This window comes from Klenkia taihuensis (assembly GCF_900112525.1).
Classification (GTDB): domain Bacteria; phylum Actinomycetota; class Actinomycetes; order Mycobacteriales; family Geodermatophilaceae; genus Klenkia; species Klenkia taihuensis.
Genome location: NZ_FOMD01000001.1, coordinates 518,818 through 544,739 on the forward strand (window position 1 = coordinate 518,818; position 25,922 = coordinate 544,739).

Sequence of the window (25,922 nt, forward strand, 5' to 3'; positions counted from 1 at the left end):
TCCGGGCCGGGGCAGCATGTCCGGGTGTCCGACATCGTCGCCCGTGCCCGGGTCCTCGCCGACGACGTGCTGTTCCCCCAGGCCGGAGCGGTGGACGACGCCGGCGCCGTCCCCTCCGTGACCCTGGACACCCTCGCCCGGGAGGGCCTCTACGGCCTCACCGGACCGGCCTCGCACGGGGGCCTGGCCGCCGACCCCGCCACCGTGCACGCCGTCGCCGAGGCGATGGCCGGCGGGGACCTCTCCACCGCCTTCATCTGGCTGCAGCACCTCACCGTGCCGGCCATGGTCACCGGCTCCCCGCTGGCCGACGAGTGGCTGGCCGACCTCTGCGCCGGGCGGCGCCGGTCGGGCATCGCGCTGCTCGCGGCCACCCGCCCCCAGCCGGTGGCCATCACCGCCCGCCGGGAGGGGGACACGTTCGTGCTGGACGGCGGGGTCCCCTGGGTCACCGGCTGGGAGCACGTGGACGTCGTCCTGGTCGCCGCCCGCGACGACGACGACGTCGTGCACTTCCTGCTGGTCGACGCCGAGGAGGGCCCGACGCTGACCGCGGTGCCCCAGCAGCTGGTCGCGGTGCAGGCCAGCTCCACGGTGGAGTTCCGGGTGTCCGGGCACGTCGTCCCCGCCTCCCGGCTGGTCCGCTCCGTGCCGCTGGCCGCGTGGCAGGCCCGCGACCCGGGGAACCTGCGCGCCAACGGGTCGCTGGCCCTGGGCCTGGCCGCCCGCTGCGCCCGGCTGGCGGAGCTGCCGCAGCTGGACGCCGACCTGGCCGCCGTCCGGGCCCGGCTGGACGCCGCCGGACCCGACCAGCTGCCCGACGCCCGCGCCGCCGCGGCCGCGCTGGCGCACCGGGCCGCCGGCCTGCTGGCGGTCGCCGTCGGCAGCGGGTCGGTCTCGGCCGGGCACCCGGCGGAGCGGCTGGCACGCGAGGCGCACTTCCTGCTCGTCTTCGGGTCCCGCCCGGCCATCAAGGCGGCGCTGCTGCACCGGCTCGGCGGGGTGGGTTGATCACGATCCGGTCTCGGCGGGCGGAGGGACCTGGTCAGGACGAAGGGGTCAGGTGAGGCTAGCCTTACCGTCCGCCCACTCCGAGGAGATCCGTGTCCCGCCGCACCACCCTGGCCGCGCTCGCCGCCGTCACCGCCCTCGCCCTGACCGCCTGCGGCGGCTCCCCCGAGGAGACCGACCCCGCGGCCGGCCCGACGGCGGGCGACGACGCCTTCCCGGTCACCGTCGAGCACATCTGGGGCGAGACCACCGTCCCCGACCGGCCCGAGCGGGTGGTGGCGCTGGGCGTGACCGACACCGACCCCCTGCTCGCGCTGGGCGTGGTGCCCGTCGCGGTCACCCCGTTCGTCTTCTACGCCGACTCCAAGGGCGTCGGGCCCTGGGCCGAGGACCGCTTCGGCGACGTCGAGCCCGAGGTGTTCACCTCCGCCGAGGTCGACGTCGAGGCGGTCGCCGCGCTGGCGCCGGACCTGATCGTGGGTGTCTCCGCCGGCTTCGACGAGGCCGTCTACGCGCAGCTGTCGGAGATCGCGCCCACGCTGGTGCGCCCCGAGGGGACGGTGGCCTACGGCGTGGACCGGGACACCGCCACCCGGATGATCGCCCAGGCGGTCGGTGAGGAGGCGCGCGGCGAGGAGCTGATCGCCGAGGCCGACCAGGCCTTCGCCGACGCCCTGGCCGAGCACCCCGAGCTGGAGGGCGCCACCGGCACCGCCGCGCTCTACTCCGGCGGCACCTACTACGCCTTCCTGCCCGCCGACGCCCGCGGACGGGTGCTCGGCGACCTCGGCATCACCGCGCCCGAGGCCGTGCTCGCCGAGGACACCGGCGACAGCTTCTACGTCGAGCTGTCCGCCGAGCGGCTGGACCTGCTCGACGGGGACGTGCTCGTCGTCCTCACCGACCCCGACTCGGTCGCCACGGTCGAGTCCGACGCCCTGCTCGCGCAGGTGCCCGTGGTCGCCGGCGGCGGCCTGCTCGTCGACGCCGGTGACGTCCGCGGCGCGATGTCCTACAACACCGTGCTCTCCGCGCCCTACCTGGCGCAGAACCTGACCCCGCTGCTGGCCTCGGCGCTGGCTGCGACCGCCTGACCGGAGGAAGACCGACCATGACACACCGCACCACCCTCGCCGCGCTCGCCGCGGTCACCGCCCTCGCCCTGTCCGCCTGCGGCGGCTCCTCCGGCGGGAGCTCGTCCGAGGAGGCCGGTGGCTCCGCGGCCGCCGACGGCGCCTTCCCGGTCACCATCCCCAACGCGTTCGGCGAGACCACGATCGACGCCGAGCCCGAGCGCATCGTCGTCATCGGCTACACCGAGGTCGACACCCTGCTGGCCCTGGGCGTGCAGCCGGTGGCCTTCCAGGAGTTCGTCACCTTCCCCGACGCCGCCGTTCCGGGCCTGGGCCCGTGGGCGGAGGACCTGGCCGGCGAGGCCGAGATGCAGGTCTTCCCGGTCTCCTCCCCGCCCGGGGTCGAGGAGGTCCTGGCGCTGCAGCCCGACCTCGTCGTCGCCGTCGGCAGCGGCATCGAGCAGGACGAGTACGACCAGCTCTCCGCGGTGGTCCCGGTGCTCGCCCGGCCCGAGGGCTCGACGGCCTACCTGGTCGACCGGGACGACGCGACCCTGGCCATCGGCCAGGCGCTCGGCAAGGAGGACCAGGCGCAGGAGCTCGTCGACGGCGTCGAGGACGCCTTCACCGAGGCCCGCGACGCCAACCCCGACTTCGCCGGCAAGACCGTCGTGGTCACCCTGCCCGCCACCGACGGCAGCGGCGGCTACTCCGCCTACGTCAGCGGCGACACCCGCGTCTCCTTCTTCGAGGACCTCGGCTTCGAGCTCACCCCCGGCATCGCCGACATCGACGCCGAGGGCGGCTTCTTCGTGACGATCTCCGCCGAGCAGGTGCAGCTGCTGGACGCCGACCTGGTGGTGGTGCTCGCGCTGGACAGCGTCGAGGAGACCCGCGCCACGCTGGAGGCCGACCCGGTGTTCGCCACCGTCCCGGCCGTGCAGGCCGGCCGGGTCATCTACACCGACCCGCTGTCCGGCGGTGGCGCGATCAGCTACAACGACGTGGTCAGCGTGCCGTTCGCGCTCGACCAGCTGGTGCCGCAGATCCAGGACGCGCTCGGCTCCTGAGCCCCACCGCGACGCCCCGCCCCGGCTCCGGGGCGGGGCGTCGTCGTGTCACGGAAGGGTTGCTGTGACCCTTCTCGGTTTGCGCTGTGGTGCAGGTGGGGCGGACGGTGGGAGACCGCAATTGGTTCCCCGACCCGGACAGGAGAGCGCCGAGACCGTGCGCCGCGCATCGTGAGCACCACCGCAGACAGCCCCGAGAGCACCGGCTCCCACCCCGCCATCGCCGACCCGCCCCCCGCGCGGGCCGACGAGAAGGGCCACCTGGACACCGTGGTGTTCGGGGTCGCCGCCGTCCTCGCGCTCGCCTTCGTGGCCTGGGGCTTCGCCAGCCCGGCCGGCCTGGGCTCGGCGAGCTCGTCCGCACTGGGCTGGATCGAGTCGAACCTGGGCTGGTTCTTCGTGCTCGCCGCGTCCTCGTTCGTGGTCTACGTGATCTGGTTGGCCGCCTCCCGCTACGGGCGCATCCCGCTCGGCCGCGACGACGAGGGGCCGGAGTTCCGCACGGTCTCCTGGATCGCGATGATGTTCAGCGCCGGCATGGGCATCGGGCTGATGTTCTTCGGCGTCGCCGAGCCGCTGGCGCACTACACCGAGCCGCCGCCGGGCACCGTCGAGGGCCAGAGCGCCGACGCCGTCTCCACCGCCATGGCCACCACGCTGTTCCACTGGACGCTGCACCCGTGGGCGATCTACGCCGTCGTCGGGCTGGCCATCGCCTACGGCACGTTCCGGCGCGGCCGCAAGCAGCTGATCAGCGCCGCCTTCGCCCCGCTGCTGGGTGAGCGGCGCACCGAGGGCCCGGCCGGGAAGGTCATCGACGTCCTGGCCATCTTCGCCACCCTGTTCGGCTCGGCGGCGTCGCTGGGCCTGGGTGCCCTGCAGATCGGCTCGGGGGTCGAGATCCTCGGCTGGGCCGGCGACGTCGGCAGCGGCGTCCTCGTGGTGATCATCGCCGTGCTGACCATGGCCTTCGTGGCATCCGCGGTGTCCGGGATCTCCCGCGGCATCCAGTGGCTGTCCAACACCAACATGGTGCTGGCCCTGGTGCTGGCCGTGTTCGTGTTCGTGGTCGGCCCGACCGTGCTGATCCTGAACCTGCTGCCGACCGCTCTCGGCAGCTACTTCTCCGACCTCGGCGAGATGGCCGCCCGCACCGAGGCCTCCGGCGGTGACGCCATGGCGACCTGGTTGCAGGGCTACACCGTCTTCTACTGGGCCTGGTGGATCAGCTGGACGCCGTTCGTCGGGCTGTTCATCGCCCGGATCAGCCGCGGCCGCACCATCCGGCAGTTCGTCACCGGCGTGCTGCTGGTGCCCAGCGTGGTCAGCCTCGTCTGGTTCGCCGTCTTCGGCGGCGCGGGGATCGCCGCGCAGCAGGACGGTGCCGACATCGCCGGGCAGGCCACCGAGGAGGGCAAGCTGTTCGGCGTCCTCGAGCAGTACCCGCTGGCCACCGTCGCGACGGTGCTGGTCATGGTGCTGGTGGCGATCTTCTTCGTGTCCGGCGCCGACGCCGCCTCGATCGTGATGGGGTCCCTGTCGCAGCGCGGCACGCTGGAGCCCTCGCGCTGGGTGGTCGTGTTCTGGGGCGTCGTGATGGGCTCGGTCGCGGCGATCATGCTGCTCATCGGCGGCGACGAGGCGCTCACCGGCCTGCAGAACCTGACCATCATCGTGGCGCTGCCGTTCGTGCTGGTCATGGTCGGGCTGGCCGTCTCGCTGGCCAAGGACCTGCGCAGCGACCCGATGGTGCTGCGCAGCGTGGTCGCCACCGAGGCGGTCGAGCAGGCCGTGGTGCACGGGCTGCAGACCCACGGCGACGACTTCGTCCTCACCGTGCAGCACGCCCCGGACGAGGACGGCGACGGCGTCGCCGACGGCCCGACCCCGTCGCGCACCGTGCAGGCCCGCACCGGGCGGCCCAACACTGCGTCCGACGTCGACCTGATGGCCCAGGAGCCGGTGGGCGCCGGCCGCCCGCAGGAGCCCCGGGACTGACCGTCGACAGGACGGGTGGGGCGAGGTTAGCCTTACCTCATCCGTCCTGGAGGTCCTGCGTGTCCCTGAAGCTGCCCGTCTCGTCCGTCGTCGCCCTGCTCGGCCCCGCCCCCGTGCGGTCGGCCGTGTGCGGCGCGCTCGACGAGGGCAGCGCGCGCTGCGCCGACGGGCACGGCGGCCTGGGCGTCGTCCGCCTGACCGCCCCGGCGCACGAGCCGCTGGCCGACCGGCTGGCCCGGGTGGACGGCGTCGACGCCGCGGTCGTGCTGGTGCAGCGGTTCACCGACGGCCTGCCCGCGGCGCAGCGGCGCACCCTGCTCGGTGCCCTGCGCGCGCTGGCCGGCCACGGCGCCACCGTGCTGGTGGACGACGTCGACCCGGTGGCCGCGCTCGCGGTGGCCGACACGGCGCTGCGCGCGCACGCCGACGGCCGCGTCGAGCTGGAGCCGCTGCCCGACGTGGCGGCGCTGCTGGCCTAGCGGCCGGAGGTCAGCGGGCGGAGTAGGTCAGGCAGTCGGCCTGGTCCGACGCCGACCCCACCTGCACGGCCGACGCGGTGCACTCGAGCTTCTCGTTGTGCCGGCAGTCGGTGCGGTGGCACGCGCCGACGACGCCGGTGCGCTCCATGCCGGCGCGGAACGAGATCTCGACGAACGTGCCGCAGTGGGCGTGGTCGCCGCCGATGGTGATGGCCCCGGCGTGGCAGCCGGAGTCGGCGTTGTAGGAGCAGGCGCTCACCGAGCAGTCCTGGACCTGGGGCATCTCCTGGGTGCTGGTCATGGGCTGACGGTGACAGAGGTGCGCGCACTCCGCCAGCGAAGGAAGGCTGCCCTCACCAGCGGTTATGCGGTTGACGAGGTCAACGGAGCCGGCGGACGGGGACCACCATGGGGGTCCCCGAGACCGGGTCGGTGATGACCCGCGCCTCGAGGTCGAACACGTCGGCCAGCAGCTGCTCGGTGAGCACCTCGGCGGGGGTGCCCGCGGCGACGACCACGCCGTCCTTCATGGCGACCAGGCGGTGGGCGTAGCGGGCGGCGAGGTTGAGGTCGTGCAGCACGACGGCGACGGTGCGGCCGCGCTCGGCGTGCAGCCGGGCGACCAGCTCCAGCACGTCGATCTGGTGCGAGAGGTCCAGGTAGGTGGTGGGCTCGTCGAGCAGCAGCAGGTCGGTGCCCTGCGCCAGCGCCATCGAGATCCAGGCCCGCTGCCGCTGACCGCCCGACAGCGCGTCCACCGGGCGGTCGGCGAACTCCTCCATGTCGGTCCAGCGCAGCGCCTCGGCCACGACGTCCTCGTCGTCCCGGGACCACTGCCGCAGCCAGGACTGGTGCGGGTGCCGGCCGCGGGCCACCAGGTCGGCGACGGTCAGGCCCTCGGGGGCGATCGGGGTCTGCGGCAGCATGCCCAGCACCCGGGCGACCTCGCGGGTGGGGGTCTTGGCGATCGGCCGGCCGTCGAGCACGACCTGGCCCGAGGTCGGGCGCAGCAGCCGGCCCAGGGCGCGCAGCAGGGTGGACTTGCCGCAGCCGTTGGGGCCCACGATCGCGGTGAACGAGCCGTCGGTCAGCTCGAGGTCCAGGCCGTCGACGACCACGTGCTCGCCGTAGGCCAGCCGCACCTGCTCGGCGGCCAGCCGCACCCGGGGCGTGGCGGACGAGCGCAGGTCGGGGTGGGCCAGCGTGGCGGTCATGGCAGGTACCTCGTTCCGATGTGCGGTTCGGCCCGCATGCAGGGACCCGCCGCGTGCGTAGCGCGTGGTGGGGGGCATGGGGGTCCTTCTTCCTTCACGCGGTGATCGATCGGCGGCCGCGGACGAGCAGCCAGAGCAGGTAGGGGGCCCCGACGACGGCGGTGACGATGCCGACGGGCAGGGCGACGGGCAGCACGGTGCGGGCCAGCAGGTCGGCCCCGACGACCAGGACCGCGCCCAGCAGGGCCGAGGCCAGCAGCGGCGGCCGGGACCCGCCGGCCAGCCGGACGGCGACCTGCGGTACGACCAGCGCGACGAACTGCACCGGTCCGGCGGCGGCCACCGCGGCGGCGGCCAGTGCGACGGAGACCAGGACGACGACCGCCTGGGTGGCGCCGACCCGGACGCCGAGCGCGCGGGCGGTGTCGTCGCCGAACTGCAGCACCCCCAGCTGGCGGGACAGCGCCAGGGCCACCGGCAGCAGCACGGCCAGCGCGAGCCCGAGCGGCCAGGCCTGGTCCCAGGTGCGGGCGTTGAGCGAGCCGGTCAGCCAGACGGTGGCGGCTGCGGCCTCGGTGATGTCGGAGCGGGTGAGCAGCCAGTCGACCAGGGCGAACCCGACCGCGGACAGGCCGACGCCGACCAGCACCAGCCGGTAGCCGTCGACGCCGCCCCGCCAGGCCAGCGCGAAGATCAGCAGCGCGACCAGCAGGCCGCCCAGCAGTGCCGCGAGGGGCAGGCCGAGCCCGCCGAGCAGGCCCGCGGCGGCGCCGGAGCCCCCGCCGAGCACGATGACGCCGACCGCGGCGGCCGAGGCCCCGGCGTTGATGCCGAGGGTGTCGGGGGAGGCCAGCGGGTTGCGGGCGAAGGTCTGGATGAGCGCGCCGGACAGGCCGAGCGCCAGGCCGACCAGCACGCCGACGACGATCCGGGGGGCGCGCAGCTCGGTGACGATGAACTGCTGCGTCGGGTCGCCGAGGCCGACCAGGGTGCGCAGCACGTCGCCCAGGCCGATCGGGTAGTCGCCCCGGCCCAGGCTCACCGCGCTGACCAGCACCAGGACGACCAGGGCCACCACCGGCAGCAGCAGCTGGCGGGTGCGCACGACGCCGGAGAACGGGCCGACCCGGACGGTGCGCCGCCGGTCGGTGCGCACCCCGGGCCCGCGGGTGGTGATCGTCGACGTCATCGCAGCACCGTCACAGCGCGACCAGCCGGCGGCGGCGGACCAGGGCGATGAAGAACGGCGCGCCGACCAGGGCCAGCACGATGCCCACCTGCAGCTCGCCCGGCCGGACGACGACCCGGCCCACCACGTCGGCGACCAGCAGCAGCACGACCCCGAGCAGCCCGGAGTAGGGCACCAGCCAGCGGTGGTCGGGGCCGGTGATCGCCCGGGCGATGTGCGGCACCACCAGGCCGACGAACCCGATCGGCCCGCAGGCCGCGGTGGCCGCGCCGGTGAGCAGGGTGATCGCGGTGATGCCGGTGACCCGGGCGAGCAGCACGTGCTGGCCCAGCCCGCGGGCGACGTCCTCGCCCATGCCGAGCAGGTTCAGCGCCGGGGCGTTGACCATCGCCAGCACCAGGCCGACGACGACGAAGGGCAGCACCTGCCAGGCGACGGCGGAGTCGCGGCCGGCCAGCGAGCCGACCACCCAGAACCGGAAGCTGTCGAGGGTCTGCTGGTCGGTGATCAGCACGGTGCGGATGAGGGCGTACAGCAGCGCGCTGAGCGCGGCGCCGGCCAGCGCGAGGCTGACCGGGGTGGCGCCGCCGCGGCCGCTGGAGCCGATGAGGAAGACCGCGACCGAGCCGAGCAGCGCGCCCAGGAAGGCGAACCAGACGTAGCCCGAGGGCGTGGTGATGCCGAGCAGGAAGATCGCGCCGACGACGGCGGCCGACGCACCGGCGGCGACGCCGAGCAGGCCCGGGTCGCCGAGCGGGTTGCGGGTGTGGCCCTGCATGAGCGCGCCGGCCACGCCGAGCGAGAGCCCGACGAGGATGCCGAGCACGGTGCGGGGCACCCGCAGCTCGCGGATGACCACGACGTCGTCGCCGGTGGCGGAGGAGTCGGTGAGGGCGTGCCAGACGGTGCCGAGGTCGACCGCGCGGGTGCCGACGGCGACGCTGAGCCCGGCGGCGACGACGACCAGGGCCAGCAGCAGCCACAGCCCGCCGATGCGGGTGGCGGGGCCGCGCAGCAGGCCGCGGCGGCGCTGCTCGGCGGCGACCTGCTCGGCCAGCTCAGCGGGCGCCGGGCGCACGGCTGAGGCCACGGGCATCTCCTGGCACGGTCGCGGGCTGGCCCGGACGGACCATGGTCGGTAAGCCTCACCTTACCCACGCGTCCCGCGCGGTCAAGGTTCAGCTGCGGTGCAGCCCCGCCACGACGAGGGCGGCGAGCTCGGCGTAGGCCGCGGCGTCGTCCAGGTCGGTGGCCGCGGCGATGCGGCCGGCGTGGATGGCGGCCATCACCTCGGTGACCGCGGCGCCGACGAACGAGGCGTGCGCTGGGCGCAGCTCCCCGGTGCCGACCCCGGCGCTGACCAGCTCCTGCACCCGCCGGGCCGCCGTGCGGGTGTTGGCGGCGTAGACCTCGGCCGCGGGCGGGAAGGCGGCCAGGTCGGCGAAGAAGGCGGCCGACGCCGGGCGCAGCTGCTCGCTGACCGCGAGCAGGTAGGCCTCGATCCGCGCGCCCGCCGTGGCCGGTGCGGCGGCCCGCTCCTCGACCGCGACCGTGGCCCGGGCGAAGAACCGGCGGACGGCGGCCACCACCAGCTGCTCCTTGCTGCCCGCGACGGCGTACAGCGTGGACTTCGAGCAGTGCAGCCGGCGGGCCAGCTCGTCGAGGGTGAACGCGGCGAAGCCCTCGGCCAGGAACACCTCGACGAGCTGGTCGAGCAGCTCGGCGCGACGGGCCGGACCGCGGGTGGCGGTCCTGGCGGCGGTCATGGCGCCCAGGCTATCTTCGGTACTGCGAAGCGTCCTGCAGTACTGATGAGAGGTACCCGCCATGCCGGTCCAGCGTCTGGTCCCCACCCAGGAGGCCGCCGACCTGCTCGAGCTCACCCGCGAGCTGGCCCGCGAGGAGCTCGCGCCGAAGGTGGTGCAGGCCGAGGCGGAGGAGGCGTTCCCCCGCGACGTCTTCCGCACCCTGGGCAGGGCGGGCCTGCTGGGCCTGCCCTACGACGAGGAGCTCGGCGGTGGCGGGCAGCCCTACGAGGTCTACCTGCAGGTCCTCGAGGAGATCGCCGCGGTCTGGGCCAGCGTCGGCGTGGGGGTGAGCGTGCACGGGCTGTCCTGCTTCGGGCTGGCCACGAAGGGCACCCGGGAGCAGCAGGAGCGCTGGCTGCCCGGGATGCTCGGCGGTGAGCTGCTGGGCGCCTACTGCCTCTCCGAGCCGCACGCCGGCTCCGACCCGGCCGCGATGCGCACGAGGGCCGTGCGGGACGGCGACTCGTACGTGGTCACCGGCGAGAAGGCATGGACCACCCACGGCGGCCAGGCCGACTTCTACAAGGTCATGGTCCGGACGTCGGACCACCGCTCCCGCGGCATCTCCTGCTTCCTGGTGCCCGGCGACGCCGAGGGCCTGTCCGCCGACCCGGCCGAGCGGAAGATGGGCCTGACCGGCTCGACCACCGCGCTCGTGCGGTTCGAGGGCGTGCGGGTCGACGCCGACCGCCGGCTGGGTGAGGAGGGCGAGGGTCTGCCGATCGCGCTGTCCGGCCTGGACGCCGGCCGGCTGGGCATCGCCGCGGTCGCCGTCGGCCTGGCCCAGGGCGCGCTGGACGACGCGCTGGCATACGCGAAGGAGCGCGAGACCTTCGGCGTCCCGATCATCGACCACCAGGGTCTGGCGTTCCTGCTGGCCGACATGGCCGCCGGCACCGAGACCGCCCGGGCGATGACGCTGCACGCGGCGCGGCTCAAGGACGCCGGCCTGCCCTACTCGCGGCAGGCCTCCATCGCCAAGCTGGTGGCCACCGACAACGCGATGAAGGTGACCACCGACGCCGTCCAGGTGCTCGGGGGGTACGGCTACACCCGCGACTTCCCGGTCGAGCGCTACATGCGCGAGGCCAAGGTCATGCAGATCTTCGAGGGCACCAACCAGATCCAGCGGCTGGTGGTCAGCCGGGCGCTGGCGAAGGGTGTCCCGGCGCAGACCGCCGTCCTAGCCTGAGGGGCATGTGCCGCAACATCCGCGTCCTGCACAACCTCGCCCCGGCCACCACGCCCGACGAGGTCGACGCCGCCGCGCTGCAGTTCGTCCGCAAGGTGAGCGGGTCGGTCAAGCCCTCGCAGGCCAACCAGGCGGCGTTCGACCGCGCGGTCGCCGAGATCGCGCACGCCACCCGGCACCTGCTGGAGGACCTGGTGACCAGCGCACCGCCGCGCGACCGCGAGGTGCTCGCGGCCCGGGCGCGCGAGAAGGCCGCCGCCCGCTACGCGAGGTAGCGGACGGCGGCCCCGTCCGTCAGTCGTCGAAGACGATGACGCCGCGGATGTTCTTGCCCTCGTGCATGTCCTCGTAGGCCTCGGTGACCTGGTCGAGGGTGTACTCCTTGGTGATCAGCTCGTCGAGCTTGAGCTGACCGGCCTGGTACATGCGCAGCAGCTTCGGGATGTCCGAGTGCGGCGACTGCGCACCGATGATCGCGCCCTGCAGCCGCTTCTGCATGAGGGTGAGGTCGAAGGCCGAGATCGGCGTCAGCTCGGTCATCTTGCCCAGGCCGGTGACGACGACGGTGCCGCCCTTGCGGATCGAGGCCAGGGCCTGGGCCGGGTGGTCGGCCTCGAGCACGCCCACGGTGACCAGGGCGACGTCGGCCCCCTGGCCCTCGGTGATCGACTGGGCGAACTCGGTCGCCTGCTCCATGTTCTCGAAGACGTCGGTGGCGCCGAACTCCTGCGCCATCTCGCGCTTGAACGGGGTGGGGTCGACGGCGATGACGCGGGTGGCGCCGGCGTGCGCGGCGCCCTGGACGGCGTTGATGCCGATGCCGCCGATGCCCATGACGATGACGACGTCGCCGGGCTTGACCCCGCCGGCCTTGACCGCGGTGCCGAAGCCGGTCGGGACACCGCAGCCCACGAGAGCGGCGGACTTGAGCGGGATGTCCTTGTCGATCTTGATGACCGAGGCGACGTCGGCGGTGGTGTACTCCGAGAACGTCGAGATGCCGCACATCTGGCCCACGTTCTGGCCGTCGAGCTTCATCCGGAAGTCCTCGGCGTCGTCGGCCCGCGAGCCGACCAGCAGCAGTGCGCCCTTGTCGCAGAGGTTGAAGTCGCCGCGACGACAGGCGGAGCACTGGCCGCACGAGGGCACGAACGAGAAGACGACGTGGTCGCCGACCTCGAAGCCGGGGGTGTCGGGGCCGACCTTGGTGATGACACCGGAGCCCTCGTGGCCGCCGCAGAACGGGTAGGTCATGACCTGGAGGTCGCCGGTCTGCAGGTGGTCGTCGGAGTGGCACAGGCCCGAGGCGGCCATCTTGACCTGGACCTCGCCCTTCTTCGGGTCGTCCAGCTCGAGGGTGACCGTCTCGTACTCGCCGGGGGACTGGCGGATGATCGAGGCGCGGGTGGTCGTGGGCATCGTTGCTCCTGCTTCGCTCGGCCTGGTGGCACCTGGTGTCACGTGCCGGTGTGACCATAAACGCATTCGTCAGACGATGGTGACGGCGGTCACCACGAATTGCCTGTGTGCAACGTGCCGCAACGGTCTACAGGCCGCCGGCCACCCGCAGCACCGTGCCGGTGACGTAACCGGCGTCGGGGCCCAGCAGCCAGACCACTGCCGGCGCCACCTCGTCCGGCTCGCCGGGCCGGCCCATCGGCACCCGCGCGGTCACCCGCTGCAGCCGGTCCGGGTCACCGGCGCCGGCGTGGATGCCGGTGCGCACCAGGCCCGGCGCCACGCCGTTGACCCGCACGCCCGACGTGGCCAGCTCCTTGGCCAGCCCCACCACCAGGGCGTCGACGCCGGCCTTGGCCGCGGCGTAGTGCACGTACTCGTGCGCCGAGCCCAGGGTGGCGGCGGCGGAGGAGACGCAGACCACCGCGCCGCCGGCACCGCCGCGGTCGGTGGCCATCACCTGCGCGGCCCGGCGGCAGCAGAGCACCGCGCCGAGCAGGTTGACGTCCAGCACGTGCCGGACGACGTCCACCGGGGTGTCGGCCAGGTCGCCGAGGTGGGCGGTGAGCCCGGCGTCGGCGACCAGCCCGGTCGGCGTCCCCAGGTGGGTGTCGAACAGGCGGTCGACGTCGTCGGGGTCGGTGACGTCGGCCCGCACCGCCACCGCCCGGACCCCGGCGGCCTCGGCGTCGGCGACCACCCGCGCGGCCTCCTCCGCGCCGGACCGGTAGCCGACCACGACGTCGTGGCCGGCGCGGGCGAGCGCGGCGACGGTGGCGGCGCCGATGCCGCGGCTGCCCCCGGTGACGACGGTGAGCGGGCGGTCCATGCCGGCATCCTGCCCCGGACGCACAGCGGCCCCGGTCCAGGAGGACCGGGGCCGCTGCGGGTGCACCTGTCAGGCGGGCTGCATGGCCCCCAGGACGGCGAGGACGTCGTCCTCGGTGCGGGCCTGCTCCAGGCGGGCCACCTGCGACTGGTCGCTGAACACCTCGGCGATGCGGGCGAGCAGGGCCAGGTGGTCGTCGCCGGCGCCGGCGATGCCGATCACGAAGCGCACCTCCGAGCCGTTCCAGTCGACCCCGCGCGGGAAGCGGACGAAGGAGATCGCCGAGCGGCGGATCGCCGACTTGGCCTCGTTCGTGCCGTGCGGGATGGCCAGCAGGTTGCCCATGTAGGTCGACACCGAGGTCTCCCGCTCGTGCATGGCCTGCACGTAGGAGGACTCGACGGCCCCGGCGGCCACCAGCAGCTCACCGGCCTGCTGGATGGCGGCGGCGCGGTCACCGCTGGCGTCCAGCACGATCGACTCGCGGGCCAGCAGACCGCTCGCCCCGCCGGCGGCCGGGGCCGCCGCGGCTGCACCGGCACCGGCGCCGGCGCCGTTGCGCTCGCGCAGCAGCTCGACGATCTCGTCGTAGCGGGGGCTGCCCATGAAGTTGTCCACCGAGACGTGCGCGGCCGACGGCGACTTCGAGCGGGCGCGGTCGGTCAGGTCGCGGTGGGTGACCACCAGGTCGACGTCGTCGGCCAGGTTGGAGATGGCCTTGTTCACCACGGTGACGTCGGAGAACCCGGCGCTCTGGACCTTCTTGCGCAGCACCGAGGCGCCCATGGCCGAGGAGCCCATGCCGGCGTCGCAGGCGAACACGATGGAGTGGATGGGGCCGGTCGAGCCCGCCGCGGCCGAGCCGCCGAGCATGCCGGCGACCGAGGACTTCTTGCCCTTGTTGGCCTCCATCTGCGCGGTGGCGGCGGCCAGGTCGCCGTCGTCGTCGCTCTTGTCGATCTTCAGCAGGAAGGAGGCGACCACGAAGCAGACGCCGGCCGCCACGACCACGGACGCGGTGACGCCCAGCAGGCTGCTCGGCGGCGACGACGCCCAGACGGCGATGATCGAGCCGGGCGAGGCCGGGGACCGCAGGCCGGAGGAGAAGGCCAGGTTGGTGGCCACGCCGGCCATGCCGCCGAGGATCAGCGCGACGATCAGCTTCGGCTTGGCGAGCACGTACGGGAAGTAGATCTCGTGGATGCCGCCGATGAACTGGATGAGGATCGCGCCGGGGGCCGAGGACTTGGCCGCGCCCCGGCCGAACAGCGCGAAGGCGAGCAGCAGGCCCAGACCGGGGCCGGGGTTGGCCTCGAGCAGGAAGAGGATCGACTGGCCGGCGCTGGCCGCCTCGTTGGTGCCCAGCGGGGTCAGGATGCCCTGGTTGATGGCGTTGTTGAGGAACAGCACCTTGGCCGGCTCGATGAAGATCGAGGTCAGCGGAAGCAGGTTGCGCTCGACGAGGAAGTCGACGACGTTGCCGGCAGCGGTGCTGAAGGCGCTGACGAACGGGCCGGCGATGACGAAGCCGACGACGGCGAGGAAGCCGCCCCAGATGCCGGCGGAGAAGTTGTTGACCAGCATCTCGAAGCCCGGGCGGATCTTGTGCGCCCACAGCGCGTCGAGCTTCTTCATCGACCAGCCGCCGAGCGGGCCCATGATCATGGCGCCCAGGAACATCGGGGTGCCCGCGGCGCCGGCGATGGCGCCCATGGTCGCGATGGCGCCGACGACACCGCCGCGCAGGTTGTCGTTGTAGGTCATCCGGCCGCCGGTGTAGCCGATGAGCAGCGGCAGGAGGTACGTGATCATCGGGCCGACGATCCCGGTGCCCTCGTGCATCGGGGTGCCGTCGGCGTTGGTCCACGCACCCAGCTGCGAGACGAAGCCGTAGCTGCCCTCGTAGCCGAAGGCGTCGCCGATCAGCTTGATCCAGCCGGTCTGGATGAACAGGGCCGTGATCAGGCCCCAGGCGATGAACGCGCCGATGTTCGGCAGGACCATGTTCGACAGGAACGTGCCGAACCGCTGCACGCGCAGGCGGGCCGAACCCCGCTGCGCGGTGTCGGTGCTTGTGGCCATGGATGACCTTCTTCTCGGGAGGGTGCAGCCGCGGCCAGCTGTCCGCGGACGGCGGTGGATCGGATCGTAGGCACAGTCTGTGACAGCTGTCACGGATCTGCGTTTGAGTTTGTACAAGTTGTTTCCGGCCCGGTCAAGGGGTCCGGTCCGACCAACCCGGGCCGACCCGGGGCCCGGATGCGTACGATCGGATGCGAAGAGCCCCGTCACTACAGTGATCGCGGGCACATCCGCGCGATCGCACCCTGTGGAGGACACATGAAGGCCTTGCGTTTCTACGCCCCGGAGGACGTCCGCCTCGAGGACGTGCCGGAGCCGGAGTGCGGTCCGCGCGAGGTGAAGATCAAGGTGCGCAACTGCTCGACCTGCGGCACCGACGTCAAGATCTTCCACAACGGGCACCAGAACCTCAGCCCGCCGCGCACCATCGGTCACGAGATCGCCGGCGAGGTCGTCGAGGTCGGCGCCGAGGTGGAGAGCGCCTTCGGCACCAGCTGGGCCCCCGGCGACCGGGTGCAGGTCATCGCCGCCGTGCCGTGCGGTGAGTGCCACGAGTGCCGCAAGGGCTGGATGGCCGTCTGCGAGAACCAGACCTCCGTGGGCTACCAGTACGACGGCGGCTTCGCCGAGTACATGGTCGTGCCCGAGCAGGTGCTCAAGGTCGACGGGCTCAACCGCATCCCCGAGGGCGTCGGCTTCGACGAGGCCTCGGCCGCCGAGCCCTTCGCCTGCGCGATCAACGCCCAGGAGCTGCTCGACATCGAGGAGGGCGACACCCTCGTCGTCTTCGGCGCCGGCCCGATCGGGTGCATGCACATCCGCATCGCCCGCGGCGTGCACAAGGTCGGCAAGGTGTTCCTGGTCGACGTCAACGCCGAGCGGCTGCAGATGAGCGCCGACGCCGTGCAGCCCGACGAGGTCATCAACGGCGCCGAGGTCGACGTCGTCGAGCGGGTCATGGAGCTGACCGGGGGCCGCGGGGCCGACGTGGTCATCACCGCCACCGCCGCGAACGTGACCCAGGAGCAGGCCATCGCCATGGCGGCCCGCAACGGCCGCATCTCCTTCTTCGGCGGGCTGCCCAAGACCAACCCGACGATCACCTGCGACTCCAACGTCGTGCACTACCGGCAGCTGCACATCCACGGCGCCAACGGCTCGGCCCCCGAGCACAACAAGCGCGCGCTGGAGTACATCGCCTCCGGTCAGGTGCCGGTCAAGGACCTCATCACCGAGCGCATCCCGCTGGAGCGCGCGCTGGAGGCCTTCGACATCGTCAAGAGCGGCAAGGCCATCAAGGTCACCGTCGAACCCTGACCTGCACGCGCGAGGGGCCCCGGGTGCGCGCACCCGGGGCCCCTCGTCGTCTCAGTGGCGGATGCCCGCCTGCACCATCAGCGGCAGGATGTCGCTCTCGAAGACGTCGAGCTCCTGCACCGGGTCGATGAGGCCCATGATCATGCCGTCCATGCCGGCCCGGTTGAGCTTCACCAGCTCCTCGGTCACCTGCTCCGGGGTGCCGACGATCGGGTAGCCGCCCCAGCCGGCGATGAAGCGCTCCTGGTACTCCTTCACCACGTGGTCGAAGGACTGCGAGGCGCCCGATCCGGCGATCTTGATGACGTTGCCGGCGGCGCCCCAGTCGCCCTCGTCGATCACGTTCTGGAACGCGGCCTTGGCCTCGGCCTCGGTGTCGCGGCAGACGATGAGCCCGTAGGTCATGGTCTGGATGTCCCGCTGGTGCTCGGTGCGGGCCTTCTCCTTGAGCGTCGAGGTGTAGGTGGTGACGTTCTCCAGGGTGTCCAGCGAGGCGAAGTTGACGTCGACGTTGCGGGCGGAGAACTCGATGCCGGCCTTGGAGTTGCCCGCGTTGATCAGCGCCGGCCGGGGCCCCTGCACCGGCTTGGGGTAGGCCTCGACGTCCATGCCGTTGAAGTACTTCCCGTCGACGTCGAAGCTGCCCTCCTCGGTCCACAGCTTGACCGCGTAGTCGATCCACTCCTGCCCGAAGGCGTAGCGCTCGTCGTGCTCGCGCTGCTCCCGGCCGAACATCTCCATCTCCGGGGTCACCCAGCCCATGACCAGGTTGAGCACGAACCGCCCGCCGGAGATGTGGTCGATGGTCATCGCCTGCTTGGCCGAGACGATCGGGTGCATGGTGGGCAGGTGCGAGGTCGCGGCGATCGCGATGTTCTCGGTGGCCTCGGCCAGCCCCGCGGCCCAGGTGTAGGTCTCGAAGCAGTTGCCGTTGAAGTTGGTCGAACCGCCGAAGCCCTTCCAGCGCGCGACCGGCACCATCGCCTCGAAGCCCAGCCGGTCGGCCTTCTGCGCGATCGCCTTGGTGTGCTCCCAGGTGATCTCGTAGCTGCTGGCCGCGTGGCTCATGATCAGCCCGTAGGAGCAGTTCGTGCCGAACAGGCCCAGCTTCATGCCCTGGTCGTTGAACAGCGGGTTGGTCGTCGTGCGGTCCGCGCGCGGCTGGGTCTCGGCCGGCGGGCGCGGGTCGGTGGGGGCCAGCCCCAGACGCTCGTTGGCGCGCTGGGTGGGACGGTCGTCGGTGGTCGTCACGCGGGGCTCCTCAACAGGTCGGCGGGCCGCGCGCGGTGTGCGCTGGGCCACGTTCAGCACCGACGCTAGGAGCCGTGGACGGCGCCCGACAGCCGCCCAGCGCACCCGCCTGACCGTTCGCCGCAGACCTCGATACGGCGCCCTGACCTGGGCTTCAGGTGCCGGCGACGGGGAGGTCGACGACGGTGGACAGCCCGGGCGCCGGCGCCCCCGCGTGGCCCATCCGTTCGCGCTTGGTGCGCAGGTAGCGGAGGTTGTGGGGGGTCTCGGCGGTGGGCAGGTGGACCCGGCCGGTGATGGTGAGGCCGTAGCCCTCCAGGCCGCCGTACTTGGCCGGGTTGTTGGTGATCAGCCGGATCCGGGTGGCGCCCAGGTCGCCGAGGATCTGCGCGCCGACGCCGTAGGAGCGGCTGTCGACGGGCAGGCCCTGGGCGGTGTTGGCGTCCACGGTGTCCAGGCCCTGCTCCTGCAGGGCGTAGGCGCGGATCTTGTGTCCCAGGCCGATGCCGCGGCCCTCGTGCCCGCGCAGGTAGACCACCGCCCCGACCCCCTCGGCAGCGATGGTGGCCAGGGCCTGCTCGAGCTGGGCGCCGCAGTCGCAGCGCAGCGAGCCGAGGATGTCGCCGGTCAGGCACTCCGAGTGCACCCGCACCAGCGCGCCGGCGCCGGTGCGGGAGGCCGCGGCCAGGTCGCCCATGACCAGCGCGAGGTGCTCGGTGCCGTCGAGGGTGGTGCGGTAGGCCAGGGCCCGGAACTCGCCGAACTCGGTGGGCATCTGTGCCGACCCGACCAGCTCGACGAGGGTCTCGGTGGCCCGGCGGTGCCGCACCAGGTCCGCGATCGCCAGCACCGGCAGCCCGTGCTCGGCCGCGAAGTCGGTGAGGGAGGCCCCGGCGCGCATGGAGCCGTCCTCGTCGACGATCTCCCCGATCACCCCGACCCCGGACAACCCGGCCATGGTGGTGAGGTCGACGGCGGCCTCGGTGTGCCCGGCGCGCACCAGCACCCCGCCCTCCCGGGCGATCAGCGGGAACACGTGCCCGGGACGGCGGAACTCCTCCGCCGGCGCCGAGGTCAGCGAGCGGACGGTGAGCGCCCGGTCGGCCGCCGACACCCCGGTGGAGGTGCCGAGGTGGTCCACGGTCACGGTGAACGCCGTCCCGTGGGCGTCGGTGTTGTCGGTGACCATCAGCGGCAGCTGCAGCTCCCGGGCCCGCGCGGCGGGCATGGGCGCGCAGACGATGCCGGTGGTGTGCCGCACCACGAAGGCCATCTGCTCCGGGGTGCACAGCTCGGCGGCCACGATGAGGTCGCCCTCGTTCTCCCGGTCCTCGTCGTCGACCACGACGACCATGCCGCCGGCGGCCAGCGCGGCGACGGCGGTCTGCACGGCCTCGGTCGGGGTGCGCTTCACGGTGCGACCTCCAGTGCGGCGTGGGTGCCGAACACCCGGGAGTGGTAGGTCAGCGGCTGCCCGTCGACGGTGGCCGCGGCCCGGACGAGGCCGAAGGCGACGACGTGGTCGCCGCCCTCGACCAGGGACTCCACGTCGCAGGCCAGCCACCCGGGAGCGCCGGGCAGCCGGGGCAGGCCGGAGTCGGGCACCCAGTCGACGTCGGCGAACTTGTCCGGGCCCTTGCGGGCGAAGGACAGCGCCAGCGCCGACTGGGTGGAGCCGAGCACGTTCACGCCGAACCGGCCGGTGCCCCGGACCAGGGCCAGCAGGTCCGAGCCGCGGTCGAGGGAGACCAGCACCATCGGCGGGTCCATCGACAGCGACGCGAACGCCGACACCGTCGTCCCGTGCGGGACGCCGTCGGCCGACACCGCGGTGATGACCGAGACCGGGGTGGCGACCCCGGCCATCACCTCGCGGAACGCCTCGGCCAGCACGGCTCAGCCCAGCTGGAACGGGTCGCGGGTCCCGCCGGTCAGCTCGATGAACACCGACTTGTTCTCGGTGTACTCGTTGACCGCGTCCACGCCGTTCTCCCGGCCGATGCCGGAGTTGCCGAACCCGCCGAAGGGCATGTTGGGCGCGACCACGCGGTAGGCGTTCACCCACACCGTGCCGGCCCGCAGCTTCGCGGCCACCCGGTGCGCCCGGTGCACGTCCTTGGTCCAGACCGCCCCGGCCAGGCCGTAGGGGGTGTCGTTGGCCAGCTTCAGCGCCTCGTCCTCGTCGGTGAAGGTGTAGGCGGCGAGCACCGGCCCGAACACCTCCTCGCGGACGATGGTGTTCTCCGGCGTCACGTTGGTGACCACGGTCGGCTTGACGAACAGCCCGCCCAGCTCGGCGGCCGGCTCGCCGCCGCAGGCGAAGGTGGCGCCCTCGGCCGCGGCGCCCTCGAGGTAGCCGAGCACCTTCTCGTACTGGGGCCGGTTGGCGACCGGGCCCATCTCGGTGTCGGCGTCGTTGGGGTCGCCCAGCACGATCTCGTTCGCCCGGGCGGCGATCTTCTCCACCAGGGCGTCGTGCACGTCGGCGTGCACGATCAGCCGCGAGCCGGCCATGCAGGTCTGCCCGGTGGCCGCGAAGACACCCGCCACCAGGCCGTTGGCGGCGGCGTCGAGGTCGGCGTCGGGGAAGACGATCTGGGGGCTCTTGCCGCCGAGCTCCAGGGTGACCCGGTTGAGGTTGCTCACCGCGGCCCGGGCGACGGCGGCACCGGTGGCGGTGGAGCCGGTGAACGCGACCTTGTCCACGCCCTCGTGGGAAGCGAGCGCCTCACCGGTGGAGCGGTCCCAGCCGGTGACCACGTTGAGCACGCCCGCGGGCAGCCCGGCCTCGTGCAGCACCTGGGCGAAGGCGACGGTGGAGGCGGGGGAGTGCTCCGAGGGCTTGACCACGCAGGTGTTGCCGGCGGCCAGCAGCGGGGCCAGCTTGAAGGTCAGCAGCAGCAGCGGGGAGTTCCACGGCGTGATGGCGCCGACGACGCCGACCGGCTCGCGCACGGTGTAGCCGAAGTAGTTCGGGTTGACCGGCGGGACGGTGCGGCCCTCGATCTTGTCGGCCAGCCCGGCGAAGTAGTAGTACCAGTTCGGCAGCCCCTTGAGCTGGCCGAGCATCTCGCGCATCAGCTTGCCGGAGTCGTTGACCTCGAGCTGGGCCAGCCGCTCGGCGTTGGCCAGGATCGCGTCGCCGCACTTGCGCATGATCGCGCTGCGCTGGAAGCCGGTCATCTGGCCCCACTCGCCCTCGAAGGCGGTGCGGGCCGAGGCCACGGCCTCGTCGACGTCCTCGGGGGCGCCGTCGGCGAGCACCGCCCAGGCCTGGCCGGTGTAGGGGTTCTGCGACTCGAAGGTCTTGCCCGAGCGGGCGTCGACGGTCTTGCCGCCGATGAACAGCCCGAAGGACTCGAGCTCGGTGGACGTCGCGGTCGTCATCGACTGCTCCTTCTCGGTGTAGTGCCGGTCACGGCAACGGTAGGGAGACGTGCCGGTCGGCGACCATCCGTTGTCCGCCGACCTGTGTCCGCGCAGCGCTAGACCTGCGGTTGCAGTGCGCGGATGGCCGCCGACCCCTGGACGGCACGGGTCAGGTCGACCAGCGCGCGCCCGTGGGAGGCGGCCAGCTCGGCGGCGTCGGCGGTGAGCTCGGTGCCGTCGAAGTGCGGGTGGGTGAGCACCAGGCCGGGGCTGAGCACCTGGCAGCCGTAGAACCCGGCGAGCAGGCTGCGCAGCGAGTCCTGTGCGAGGAAGTGCTCGGCGGCGTTGCACGTCATCACGACCGCGGCCGTCGTGCCGGCCAGGTGGGCCTTGGTCTCGGTTGTGTACCGGCCGCGCTCGGCGGACTCGAACAGGCTGCGGAGCAGCGCGGAGAACGACGCCCGGTAGGTGGGGCTGCCGAAGACGACGGCGTCGGCGGCCTCCACCGCGTCGAGCACGGTGGCGATGTCGGTGTCGGCCAGGCTGAGCCGATCGGTCTCCGCACCCTCGCAGCCGGCCAGCACGCCGGCGACGCCGGCGTCGGTGCGGCCCCCGACCGAGGGGCTGCCGACGACGCCCAGCACCTTCACGACCGGTACTCCCCGCGCGGCTGGTTCGCCCCGCCCGCCCGGTACAGCGAGCTCGGCAACGGGTGCTCGACGGCCCGCTCGGTGACGGCGGCCGCGGCCAGCACCCGGTCCAGGTCGATGCCGGTCTCCACGCCGGAGTCGGCGAGCCAGTAGACGAGCTCCTCGGTGGCGATGTTGCCGCTGGCCCCGGGGGCGAACGGGCACCCACCGAGCCCGCCGACCGACGCGTCCAGCTGGGTCACCCCCGCCTGGACGGCGGCCAGCGCGTTGGCCTGGCCGGTGCCGCGGGTGTCGTGGAAGTGCGCGCCCAGCGGCAGACCCGGTGCGGCCGCGCGGACGGCATCCAGCAGGTCGACGGTGCGCCGCGGGGTGACCGTGCCGATCGTGTCGCCCAGGCACAGCTGGTCGGCACCGTTCGCCACCGCGGTGGCGACGACCTCCAGGGTGCGGGACGGATCGGTCCGTCCGTCGAACGGGCAGTCCCACGCGGTGGCGATGATGACCTCGAGCGACCCGCCGGCGGCGTGCGAGACCTCGGCGATGGCGCCGATGGCGTCGGCGGCCTCGGTGGTGGGCTTGCCGGCGTTGGCCCGGGAGTGCGAGTCGGCGGCGCTGACCACGTACTCCAGGTGCGGGATCCCGGCGTCCACCGCGCGCTGCGCGCCGCGCAGGTTGGCCACCAGCGCGGAGAAGTGCACACCCTCGTACCGGCCCAGCGCCGCGGCGACCTGGTCGGCGTCGGCCAGGGCGGGCACCGCCTTCGGGGACACGAAGGAGGTCACCTCGATGCGCTGCACGCCGGTGGCGACGAGGGCCTCCAGCATCTCGAGCTTGGCCTCCAGCGGGACCGGGTCCTCCAGCTGCAGGCCGTCGCGCATCCCGACCTCGCGGACGTCGACCCTCGGTGGCAGCTGCACTCAGATCACCCCTTCGGCGGCCAGTGCCGCCACGTCGGACTCGGAGAGGCCCAGCAGTTCCCCGTAGACCTCGGTGTTGTGCCACCCCGGCCTCGGCGGGCCCGCCCACTTCACCGTCCCCGGTGTCGCCGACAGCTGCGGCACCACACCGGGGCCGAGCACGTCGGCGTCCACGCCGAGGTCGTGGTGGTCCACCAGCATGCCCCGGGCCAGGAACTGCTCGTCCACCGCGACGTCGGCGACCGTGGCCACCGGGCCGACGACGACGCCGGCGCCGCTGCAGCGGGCCACCACCTCCTCGGGCGGGAGCTGCACCGCCCAGGCGCCGATGAGGTCGTCGAGCTCGTCCTGGTGCCGGGCGCGGGCGGTGTGCGTGGCGTAGCGCTCGTCGTCGGCGAGCTCGGGCCGCCCCATCGCGGTGCACAGCCGGCGGAACAGGGTGTCCTGGTTGGCCGCGATGATGACGAAGGTGCCGTCGGCGGTCCGGTAGCTGTTGGACGGCGCGATCGCGTCCAGCCGGGTGCCGCTGGGCTGGCGCACCAACCCGGCGCGGGAGTAGTCCGGGACCATCGACTCGGTGACGGCCAGGCAGGAGTCGGTCAGCGCGGCGTCGACCACCTGGCCGCGGCCGGTGCGGGCCCGGGCGACCAGCGCGGTGAGGATGCCCTGGCAGGCGAACATGCCGGCCAGCGAGTCGCCGATCGACAGCGCCATCCGCACCGGCGGCTGGCCCGGGAAGCCGGTGACGAACCGCAGGCCGGCGCGGGCCTCGGCGACGCTGGCGTAGCCGGGCTGGGCGGCCATCGGCCCGGTCTGCCCGTAGCCCGACACCCGGGCGAGCACCAGGCCGGGGTTGGCCGCCGACAACCGGTCGTAGCCCAGGCCCCAGCGCTCGAGCGTGCCGGGCCGGAAGCTCTCCACCACCACGTCGGCGTCGGCGGCGAGGGCCAGGAAGAGCTCCTGGCCCCGCGCGCTCCGCAGGTCCAGGGTGATGCAGCGCTTGTTGCGGGCGTGCACGGTCCAGAAGAAGCCGCGGCCGTCCTCGTGGGCCTGGCCCCAGGTGCGCAGCGGGTCGGGCCGGTCGGGGGCCTCGACCTTGATCACGTCGGCACCCTGGTCACCCAGGAGACGCCCCGCGAACGGCCCGGCGATCAGGGTGCCGATCTCCAGCACCCGGATGCCCTCCAGCGCTCCGGCGGTCATCGAGCTCCTCACGTCGTCGTGCGGGGACGGGGCCGACGGTAGGGAGGCCGCCGGGCCCGGACCATCCGCGCCCGGCGGACCTGCATCCGCAGAGCGCACGCCTGCGGAGGCCCTCTGGACCCCACATGCGTTGCGCCCTACCTTTCCCCGTGACGCCGGGCACCGCAGCCCGGCCAGACGACGGGAGCACCATGTCCGACATCGTCGAGACGCAGACGCGGATCGCCGACCGCACCCTGACCGCCGTCGAGGAGCTGCTGCGCAGCATCCCGGACGGCGACCTGCACGTGGCCGACCCGGGCGGCGGCTGGACCGGCGCCACCGTGGTCAGCCACATGACCCTGGCCGGGCTGCTCTGGGTGGCCGACGTCGCCCGGCTGCAGGCCGACCCCGACCTGGACTTCTTCTTCCGGGAGGAGATCGGTCACGACACCATCGGGGCCATCCCGCCCACCGCAGCCGAGGCCGCGGACAAGATCGCCTCGCTGCGCCGCACGATGGTCTCGACGATGCCCAACCACACCCCGGAGATCCTCGAGCGCTCGGTGGAGATCACCACGCTGGGCCGGATGACGGTGGCCGAGTGGCTGCCGATCATCGTCGGCCACGTCGTGCACCACCGCGACCAGCTGCACGCCGTCCTCGCCTCCCGCGGCAAGCTGCCCGAGCGGTTCGTCGTCCCCGAGGGGTACACCGGCGAGGACGCCGCGTGAAGGCCGTCGTCCTCACCGGGGTCGGGCAGGTCGAGGTCCAGGAGCGCCCGGACCCCACCGCCGACCCGCTGCACGTGGTGGTGCACGTCGACGTCGCCTCGCTGTGCGGCACCGACGCCCACCAGTTCGAGGGCCGCATCGACTCGCCCTTCCCCCGGGTGCCCGGGCACGACTTCGCCGGCACCGTGGTCTCGGTCGGCGAGGGCGTCGACGAGTCGCTGGTGGGCCAGCAGTTCGCGGTCAAGCCCTCGCTGCCGTGCGGGAACTGCGCGGCCTGCGTCGACGGGCCCTCGCTGGACTGCCCGAACAAGAAGCTCATCGGGCTGTGGAGCGACGGCTGCTTCGCCGAGCTGGTCGCCGTCCCGCGGGTGAACCTGGTGCCCATCCCCGACGGCGTGCCGATCTGGGGCGCGGCGCTGCTGGAGCCCTTCGCCGTCGCGCTGAACTGCATCGACCGGCTGCAGATCAAGCTGGGCGACTCGGTGCTGGTGCTCGGCCAGGGCCCGATCGGGCTGGCCGTGGCGCGGTTCGCCGCGCTCTCCGGGGCCGGCCGGCTGACCGTGACCGATGTCCGCGAGGAGGTCTTCGAGGTCTCCCGGGCCTTCGGGGCGACCGACTGCCTGGACAGCCGCACCGACGGCCTGGTCGACCGGGTGCTGGAGATGCACGGCGGGCGCGGTGCCGACATCGTCGTGGAGACCTCGGGCGCGCCCGCGGCGTCGGCGTCGGTGATCGACCTGGTGCGCAAGGAGGGCAAGGCCAGCTTCATCGGCTACGCCAACGACCTCCCGGGCATCCCCGTCGTCCCGATGATGCTCAAGACCGCGACCGTGTTCGGGGTCGGCGGCAACGGCGGGCGCGGGCAGTACGAGCGCTCGCTGGAGCTCATCCGCGCCGGCCGGGTCGACCTGTCCCCGCTGGTCACGCACCGGTTCTCCCTCGACGAGGCCCCGGAGGCCTTCGAGGTCGCCAGCACCAAGCGGGACGGCGCCATCAAGGTCCTGCTCGAGCCCTGACGCCCCCGCTCCACCAGGCATGGGAGCCCATGCACCCGCTCACGAGGCCCGTGGCCGGGTGCATGGGCTCCTCTGCCTGGGTC

General features: G+C 73.3%; 25 protein-coding genes. 10 read left to right on the forward strand and 15 right to left on the reverse strand.

The genetic code is table 11. From position 1 onward, the window contains the following. The first annotated feature begins 24 nt into the window (after positions 1 to 24). The 5 genes from BM158_RS02555 to BM158_RS02575 all read left to right on the forward strand — a co-directional run bounded on the left by BM158_RS02555 (position 25) and on the right by BM158_RS02575 (position 5,631). Entirely contained in the window at positions 25 to 1,011 is a 987-nt protein-coding gene (locus BM158_RS02555) for an acyl-CoA dehydrogenase family protein (RefSeq protein WP_207506118.1), read from the forward strand. 92 nt (positions 1,012 to 1,103) lie between these two features. Next, entirely contained in the window at positions 1,104 to 2,105 is a 1,002-nt protein-coding gene (locus tag BM158_RS02560; protein WP_091554426.1) for an iron-siderophore ABC transporter substrate-binding protein, read from the forward strand. Positions 2,106 to 2,122: 17 nt separating this feature from the next. Next, complete coding sequence (locus BM158_RS02565; protein ID WP_091554429.1) at positions 2,123 to 3,154, forward strand: iron-siderophore ABC transporter substrate-binding protein; 1,032 nt, start codon at positions 2,123 to 2,125, stop codon at positions 3,152 to 3,154. Positions 3,155 to 3,325: 171 nt separating this feature from the next. Then, positions 3,326 to 5,152, forward strand: coding sequence for a BCCT family transporter (locus tag BM158_RS02570; protein ID WP_229827499.1), 1,827 nt, complete (start codon positions 3,326 to 3,328; stop codon positions 5,150 to 5,152). A 59-nt stretch (positions 5,153 to 5,211) separates the two neighbouring features. Then, on the forward strand, positions 5,212 to 5,631 hold the full coding sequence (locus tag BM158_RS02575) for a hypothetical protein (protein WP_091554431.1): 420 nt from the start codon (positions 5,212 to 5,214) through the stop codon (positions 5,629 to 5,631). Between the two features lie 10 nt (positions 5,632 to 5,641). Here the strand turns inward: BM158_RS02575 and BM158_RS02580 are convergent, their stop codons facing one another. From BM158_RS02580 to BM158_RS02600, 5 genes are all read right to left on the reverse strand, one after another. Continuing rightward, positions 5,642 to 5,932, reverse strand: a complete 291-nt coding sequence (locus tag BM158_RS02580; protein WP_091554434.1) for a DUF1540 domain-containing protein — start codon at positions 5,930 to 5,932, stop codon at positions 5,642 to 5,644. Between the two features lie 79 nt (positions 5,933 to 6,011). Then, a complete protein-coding gene (locus BM158_RS02585) occupies positions 6,012 to 6,845 on the reverse strand; it encodes an ABC transporter ATP-binding protein (RefSeq protein ID WP_091554436.1) in 834 nt (277 codons plus the stop codon). 94 nt (positions 6,846 to 6,939) lie between these two features. Then, positions 6,940 to 8,034, reverse strand: coding sequence for a FecCD family ABC transporter permease (locus BM158_RS02590; protein ID WP_091554439.1), 1,095 nt, complete (start codon positions 8,032 to 8,034; stop codon positions 6,940 to 6,942). Between the two features lie 10 nt (positions 8,035 to 8,044). Then, positions 8,045 to 9,124: a FecCD family ABC transporter permease gene (locus BM158_RS02595; RefSeq protein WP_409359872.1), complete on the reverse strand. Its 1,080-nt coding sequence runs from the start codon at positions 9,122 to 9,124 to the stop codon at positions 8,045 to 8,047. An 88-nt stretch (positions 9,125 to 9,212) separates the two neighbouring features. Beyond that, a complete protein-coding gene (locus tag BM158_RS02600; RefSeq protein ID WP_091554445.1) occupies positions 9,213 to 9,800 on the reverse strand; it encodes a TetR/AcrR family transcriptional regulator in 588 nt (195 codons plus the stop codon). A gap of 61 nt (positions 9,801 to 9,861) precedes the next feature. On the opposite strand from BM158_RS02600, the gene BM158_RS02605 reads away from it, so the two are divergent. After that, a complete protein-coding gene (locus BM158_RS02605) occupies positions 9,862 to 11,034 on the forward strand; it encodes an acyl-CoA dehydrogenase family protein (protein ID WP_091554448.1) in 1,173 nt (390 codons plus the stop codon). A gap of 5 nt (positions 11,035 to 11,039) precedes the next feature. Continuing rightward, a complete protein-coding gene (locus tag BM158_RS02610) occupies positions 11,040 to 11,309 on the forward strand; it encodes a DUF2277 domain-containing protein (protein WP_091554450.1) in 270 nt (89 codons plus the stop codon). A gap of 19 nt (positions 11,310 to 11,328) precedes the next feature. Here the strand turns inward: BM158_RS02610 and BM158_RS02615 are convergent, their stop codons facing one another. The 3 genes from BM158_RS02615 to BM158_RS02625 all read right to left on the reverse strand — a co-directional run bounded on the left by BM158_RS02615 (position 11,329) and on the right by BM158_RS02625 (position 15,403). Beyond that, positions 11,329 to 12,453, reverse strand: coding sequence for an NDMA-dependent alcohol dehydrogenase (locus BM158_RS02615; RefSeq protein WP_091554453.1), 1,125 nt, complete (start codon positions 12,451 to 12,453; stop codon positions 11,329 to 11,331). Between the two features lie 127 nt (positions 12,454 to 12,580). Continuing rightward, positions 12,581 to 13,321, reverse strand: coding sequence for an SDR family oxidoreductase (locus tag BM158_RS02620; RefSeq protein WP_091554457.1), 741 nt, complete (start codon positions 13,319 to 13,321; stop codon positions 12,581 to 12,583). A 69-nt stretch (positions 13,322 to 13,390) separates the two neighbouring features. Further along, entirely contained in the window at positions 13,391 to 15,403 is a 2,013-nt protein-coding gene (locus BM158_RS02625; RefSeq protein ID WP_091554460.1) for a PTS mannitol transporter subunit IICBA, read from the reverse strand. A 258-nt stretch (positions 15,404 to 15,661) separates the two neighbouring features. On the opposite strand from BM158_RS02625, the gene BM158_RS02630 reads away from it, so the two are divergent. Continuing rightward, positions 15,662 to 16,720, forward strand: a complete 1,059-nt coding sequence (locus BM158_RS02630) for a zinc-dependent dehydrogenase (RefSeq protein ID WP_091554463.1) — start codon at positions 15,662 to 15,664, stop codon at positions 16,718 to 16,720. A 51-nt stretch (positions 16,721 to 16,771) separates the two neighbouring features. Here BM158_RS02630 and BM158_RS02635 read toward each other — a convergent pair whose 3' ends face one another. From BM158_RS02635 to BM158_RS02665, 7 genes are all read right to left on the reverse strand, one after another. After that, on the reverse strand, positions 16,772 to 17,971 hold the full coding sequence (locus BM158_RS02635; protein ID WP_207506120.1) for an LLM class flavin-dependent oxidoreductase: 1,200 nt from the start codon (positions 17,969 to 17,971) through the stop codon (positions 16,772 to 16,774). 154 nt (positions 17,972 to 18,125) lie between these two features. Then, positions 18,126 to 19,385 carry a bifunctional 3,4-dihydroxy-2-butanone-4-phosphate synthase/GTP cyclohydrolase II gene (locus tag BM158_RS02640; protein ID WP_091554465.1) on the reverse strand — a complete coding sequence of 420 codons (1,260 nt, stop codon included), beginning with the start codon at positions 19,383 to 19,385 and terminating at the stop codon, positions 18,126 to 18,128. After that, the gene (locus BM158_RS02645) at positions 19,382 to 19,864 is read right to left on the reverse strand and encodes a flavin reductase family protein (protein WP_229827498.1); all 483 of its coding nucleotides are present in this window, start codon (positions 19,862 to 19,864) and stop codon (positions 19,382 to 19,384) included. Before BM158_RS02645 ends, BM158_RS02640 begins: the two co-directional genes overlap by 4 nt. Before the next feature lie 3 nt (positions 19,865 to 19,867). Then, the gene (locus BM158_RS02650) at positions 19,868 to 21,358 is read right to left on the reverse strand and encodes an aldehyde dehydrogenase (protein ID WP_091554467.1); all 1,491 of its coding nucleotides are present in this window, start codon (positions 21,356 to 21,358) and stop codon (positions 19,868 to 19,870) included. A gap of 98 nt (positions 21,359 to 21,456) precedes the next feature. Continuing rightward, positions 21,457 to 21,990 carry an NADPH-dependent FMN reductase gene (locus BM158_RS02655; RefSeq protein WP_091554469.1) on the reverse strand — a complete coding sequence of 178 codons (534 nt, stop codon included), beginning with the start codon at positions 21,988 to 21,990 and terminating at the stop codon, positions 21,457 to 21,459. Further along, positions 21,987 to 22,907 (reverse strand): hydroxymethylglutaryl-CoA lyase, encoded by a 921-nt coding sequence (locus BM158_RS02660; protein ID WP_229827497.1) that lies wholly within the window; start codon positions 22,905 to 22,907, stop codon positions 21,987 to 21,989. Before BM158_RS02660 ends, BM158_RS02655 begins: the two co-directional genes overlap by 4 nt. Next, positions 22,908 to 24,110 (reverse strand): CaiB/BaiF CoA transferase family protein, encoded by a 1,203-nt coding sequence (locus BM158_RS02665; RefSeq protein WP_091554471.1) that lies wholly within the window; start codon positions 24,108 to 24,110, stop codon positions 22,908 to 22,910. 191 nt (positions 24,111 to 24,301) lie between these two features. Between BM158_RS02665 and BM158_RS02670 the strand changes: the two genes are divergently transcribed. After that, complete coding sequence (locus BM158_RS02670) at positions 24,302 to 24,823, forward strand: DinB family protein (protein WP_165628812.1); 522 nt, start codon at positions 24,302 to 24,304, stop codon at positions 24,821 to 24,823. Next, the gene (locus tag BM158_RS02675) at positions 24,820 to 25,839 is read left to right on the forward strand and encodes a zinc-dependent alcohol dehydrogenase (RefSeq protein ID WP_165628813.1); all 1,020 of its coding nucleotides are present in this window, start codon (positions 24,820 to 24,822) and stop codon (positions 25,837 to 25,839) included. Before BM158_RS02670 ends, BM158_RS02675 begins: the two co-directional genes overlap by 4 nt. Positions 25,840 to 25,922 lie beyond the last annotated feature (83 nt).